Genomic DNA, 4,589 nt, shown 5'->3' on the forward strand with positions numbered 1-4,589 from the left:
CCAGACCCGTCCCGTCAGGCGCGGGCGTCCGTGCTGCGGGAGCGGGCCCGGTAGGCGGCCTTGCGGGCTTCCTTGGCCGCGGCGCGGTCCGGGTGCAGGCGGGCGACAGCGTCCAGCACCTCGGCGGTCGCCGGGTGCGGCACCCGCCACACCTTGTCGAAGAAGCCGCTGTGCTGGTCGACGAGACCCTGCACCAGCTCGCGCAGTTCCTCCGCCTGGGACTCGTCCTGCGGTCCGCCGAGCTGAGCCGCCAGCGTGTCGACCGTCAGCCAGAAGACCAGCTCCTCCCCCGGCGGGGGAACGTCGGTGATGCCGTGCTCGGCCAGCCAGACCCGGGCCAGCCCGCCGAGTTGGGCATCGTCCAGCACCTCGCGGAGGGCCGGTTCGGCCGTCGCGTCGATCAGCGACAGCGCCTGCTGGCAGTGCAGCCTGCGGCGCGGCGCTTCCGGGTCCTCGCCCCGCGCGGCGGCCAGCAGATCCCGGGCGGCGGCCGTCCGGTCGCGGCCGTCCAGCCACTGCTCGATCTCGGCCTGGGCGGCCGTCTCCGGGTAGCCGGGCAGCGCGCCCAGCAGTTCGGCGGCGTCCGCGTCGGCGAGTTCACCCACGGCGGGCGCCGTCAGGCCGGCGTCGAGCATCCGGGCGCGCACCCCGTAGACGCCCAGAGGTGTCAGCCGCACCAGACCGTAACGCTCCGGGTCCTCGTCCTCGTCGGGCTCGTCGGCCGCCTCGTCCGCGTCGGTGATCAGGGACTCGTCGACGGGGCGGTACTCCAGGGGGCCGAGCGGTGCCAGCAGCCGGAACTGCTCGTCGAGCCGCATCATGACGGCCGAGACCTCCTCGAGCACGTCGTCGCTCGGTTCCGCCATCTCCTCGGCGCCGTCCGGCACCACCATCGAGGCGGCCAGTACCGGCAGCGGTACGGGCTCGCCCGCGAGTACCGCGGGGTCGGTGGCGGTCAGCAGGTAGAGGTTGCCGAGCGCGCCGTCCAGGAACGCGGCCTCCTCCTCCGGGTCCCATTCCAGGTCGTCCGGGTTCACCGCGTCCGGGTTGAGGCCGCCGTCGTCCCCGAACGCGCCCTCGATGCCGCCCAGCAGGTCCTCCAGGCTGGGGGTGGCCGCGTCGGCGAGCACCGTCTCCAGGGCGCCGAGCCAGATCTCCAGCACGTCGGCCGGGCTGCCGGCGGTCAGCAGCCGCAGCTCCTCGCCAGGGGTCGCGGTGCCGACCGGTTCGTCGCTCTCCAGGGTGGGTTCGGCGTCGGCGTCCTCCTCGATCTCGACGAGCCCGGTGTCCACGGCGAGGCTCCACGCCTCGGCGGCCAGTGCCGGACCCTCGGGGTCACTGCCGGAGCCGAGCCGTTCCGCCGCCGACTTCAGCTGCTCGTCGAGGAGTTCACCTCCGGCCCCGACCCGGATCCCGTCCCCGGCCCACCGGGCGAGGTCCGCCGCGCGGGCCAGCAGGGGGGCCGCGAGCGCCGCCCTGGCGAGTTCGGCGTCCGCGGGCAGAAGCACGGGGGGCATGGGAGGACGGGCGTCACCGGACATGGGTTTTCGGGCTCCTCGGTGGGCACTGACGGTGGCAGTGCCCCAGCCTAGACGGGTTTCGCCTCATCCCGCCGGGTTCACCCTGCGGTACCCCGGCGTCTTCCCTGCGTCCCTTGACAACTCCCGTCCGGTCCGCGAGTTTTACGCGCGTAGAAACGAGCCGTGCCCCCTTGTGAGGCTCGCCAGGTGCTTCACCACTGTCCCCGGAGGGACCCTTGACCACTCGCCGCAACGCCGCGCTCGGTGCGCTGACCGTCACCGCGCTGGCCTCCTCACTGCTGACCGCGCAGGCCGTGGCCGCACCCGTCGCGGAGCCCGACCGGACCAGGATCCACGACATCCAGGGCGACACCCGCGTCTCGCCGCTGAACGGCACCTCCGTGAGCGACGTCACCGGCATCGTGACGGGCGTGCGGACCTACGGCTCCCGCGGCTTCTGGATGCAGGACCCGCGGCCCGACCGGGACGCGGCGACCAGCGAGGGCATCTTCGTCTTCACCGGCTCCACCCCGCTCACCGTCTCCCCGGGTGACCTCGTGAGGGTCAGCGGCAAGGTCGGCGAGTACACGCCGGGGGGCGCCGGCTCCGGCAACCAGTCCGGCACCCAGATATCGGCGCCGCAGGTGACGGTGGTGTCCTCCGGGCACGCCCTGCCCGCCCCCGTGACGCTCGACTCCCGTAGCCTGCCCGCCCGTTACGCCCCCAGGGGTACCGGTGAGGACGGCAGCATCGACGCCCTGCCGCTGCGCCCACGGTGGTACGCGCTCGACCGGCTGGAGTCGCTGGAGGGCATGCACGTGCGGATCGCCGACGCCCGCGTGGTCGGCGCCACGTCCCGGTACCACGACATGTGGGTCACCGTGCGCCCGCAGGACAACCCGACGGCCCGCGGCGGCACCCGGTACGGCTCCTACCACTCGCAGAACTCCGGCCGTCTGAAGGTCACCTCGCTGACGCCCGCCGCCGAGCGGCCCTTCCCGGTGGCCGACGTCGGGGACACCCTGACCGGCACGACCGCCGGCCCGCTGGACTACGACCAGTTCGGCGGCTACCTGGTGGCGGCACGCGACCTGGGCACCGTGGAGTCCCGCGGCCTGGAGCGCGAGCAGACCCGCAAGCAGCGGTCCGCCGAACTGGCCGTCGCCACCTACAACGTGGAGAACCTCTCCCCGGCCGACGACGCCGGAAAGTTCCGGCGGCTCGCCGAGGGCATCGTGCGCGACCTCGCGACGCCGGACATCCTCGCGCTGGAGGAGATCCAGGACAACAGCGGACCGGTGGACGACGGCACGGTCGCCGCGGACCGCACCCTGGAACTGCTCGCCGACGCCGTGGTCGCCGCGGGCGGGCCGCGCTACGACTGGCGCGGCATCGACCCGCAGGACAAGGCGGACGGCGGCCAGCCCGGCGGCAACATCCGCAACGTCTTCCTCTTCAACCCGGCCCGGGTCTCCTTCACCGACCGCCCGGGCGGCGACGCGACCACCGCGGTGGACGTGGTCAAGCACCGGGGCAAGGCCGCCCTCAGCCACTCCCCCGGCCGCGTCGCGCCGCAGGACGACGCCTGGCAGAGCAGCCGCAAGCCGCTGGCCGGCGAGTTCTCCTTCCGCGGCCGGCCGGTCATCGTCGTCGCCAACCACTTCGGGTCCAAGGGCGGCGACCAGGCCCTGCACGCCCGCTTCCAGCCGCCGGTGCGCTCCTCCGAGGTGCAGCGGCTCGCCCAGGCCCGCGCGGTGAACGCCTTCGTCCGGGACGTGCGCGACGTCCAGCGCAACGCCCGGTACGTCGTGCTCGGCGACATCAACGACTTCGAGTTCTCCGCCACGACCAAGACGCTCACCTCCGGCGGGGCGCTGCGCAGCGCGGTGGACTCGCTGCCCGCGAAGGAGCGTTACACCTACGTCTTCCAGGGCAACTCGCAGGTCCTGGACCAGACGCTGGTCTCCCCCGGCATCCGGCGCTTCGACTACGACATCGTGCACAACAACGCGGAGTTCGCCGACCAGGTGAGCGACCACGACCCGCAGGTGCTGCGCTTCGTCCCCTGACGCGTCCTCCGGTGGCCCGCGCGGCGGCGCGGGCCACCGGTGACCCGGTTGGACGCCGACGGCACCGCCGCAGCAGACTCCTGACATGGATTCGGGACCCTTCGGCCGTGTCGCCGCAGCAATGATCACTCCGTTCGGGCCGGACGGCTCCCTGGACGTCGAGGGGGCGCAGCGGCTCGCCACCCACCTCGTCGACCGGGGCGGCTGCGACGCGCTGGTGCTGGGCGCCGCGACCGGCGAGTCGCAGACGACCTCCGACGCGGAGAAGCTCACCGTGCTGCGCGCCGTGGTGGAGGCCGTCGGCGACCGTGCGGTGCTGACGGCCGCGGTGGGCACCGCCGACACCCGGCACACCGTGGAGCTGGCCCGGACCTGCGAGGCGGCCGGCGCCCACGGACTGCGTGTCGCCACGCCCTCCTACGCCCGCCCCACCCAGGAGGGCATCGCGCACCACCTGGCGACCGTCGCCGACGCGTGCGGCCTGCCGGTGCTGCTGCACGACGTTCCGGCCCGCACCGGCGCCGGCACCGCGCTGCACCCCGGCACCCTGCTGCGGCTCGCGGAGCATCCGCGGATCCGGGGCGTGCAGGACTGCGCGCGGGACCTGATGAAAACGGGACGGGTGCTTGCGGCGACCGGTCTGGCCTACTACTCCGGCAGCGACGAGCAGAACCTGCCGCTGCGCGCGATCGGCGCCCGCGGGTGCGTCAGCACGGTGGCGAACGTCGCCGGACCGCAGGTACGGGCGGTGCTGGACCACTTCGACCGGGGTGACCACGCCGAGGCGCTGCGCCGCCACCTGGCGCTGATGCCGCTGGTGGACGCCGTCCTGGGTGAGGTGTCCGGCGCTGTCGCCGTCAAGGCGCTGTTCGCGGCGGCGGGACTGCCCGGCGGGCCTGTCCGCGGGCCGCTACTGCCGGCCGGTGAGGCGCTGACGGGCAGGCTGGCCGAGGCCCTCAGAACGGCGGTCGGCTGAGTCGCGGTGCCCCGCCCTCCGGTC

General features: G+C 74.1%; 3 protein-coding genes. 2 read left to right on the forward strand and 1 reads right to left on the reverse strand.

The genetic code is table 11. The features are described from left to right. Window positions 1-14: 14 nt before the first annotated feature. Window positions 15-1,541 carry a hypothetical protein gene (locus ACYVE9_RS16390; RefSeq protein ID WP_461028602.1) on the reverse strand — a complete coding sequence of 509 codons (1,527 nt, stop codon included), beginning with the start codon at window positions 1,539-1,541 and terminating at the stop codon, window positions 15-17. 215 nt (window positions 1,542-1,756) lie between these two features. Between ACYVE9_RS16390 and ACYVE9_RS16395 the strand changes: the two genes are divergently transcribed. Both ACYVE9_RS16395 and ACYVE9_RS16400 read left to right on the forward strand, forming a co-directional pair. Next, on the forward strand, window positions 1,757-3,589 hold the full coding sequence (locus ACYVE9_RS16395; RefSeq protein ID WP_461028603.1) for an endonuclease/exonuclease/phosphatase family protein: 1,833 nt from the start codon (window positions 1,757-1,759) through the stop codon (window positions 3,587-3,589). A gap of 85 nt (window positions 3,590-3,674) precedes the next feature. Continuing rightward, complete coding sequence (locus ACYVE9_RS16400; RefSeq protein WP_461028604.1) at window positions 3,675-4,565, forward strand: 4-hydroxy-tetrahydrodipicolinate synthase family protein; 891 nt, start codon at window positions 3,675-3,677, stop codon at window positions 4,563-4,565. The last annotated feature ends 24 nt before the right edge of the window (window positions 4,566-4,589 follow it).

This window comes from Streptomyces sparsus, assembly GCF_054776295.1.

What these genes read in the sequence shown, in the direction of transcription:
- ACYVE9_RS16390 (WP_461028602.1), bottom strand. Translation starts at nt 1,541, where the DNA reads ATGTCCGGTGACGCCCGTCCTCCCATGCCCCCCGTGCTTCTGCCCGCG.
- ACYVE9_RS16400 (WP_461028604.1), top strand. Translation starts at nt 3,675, where the DNA reads ATGGATTCGGGACCCTTCGGCCGTGTCGCCGCAGCAATGATCACTCCG.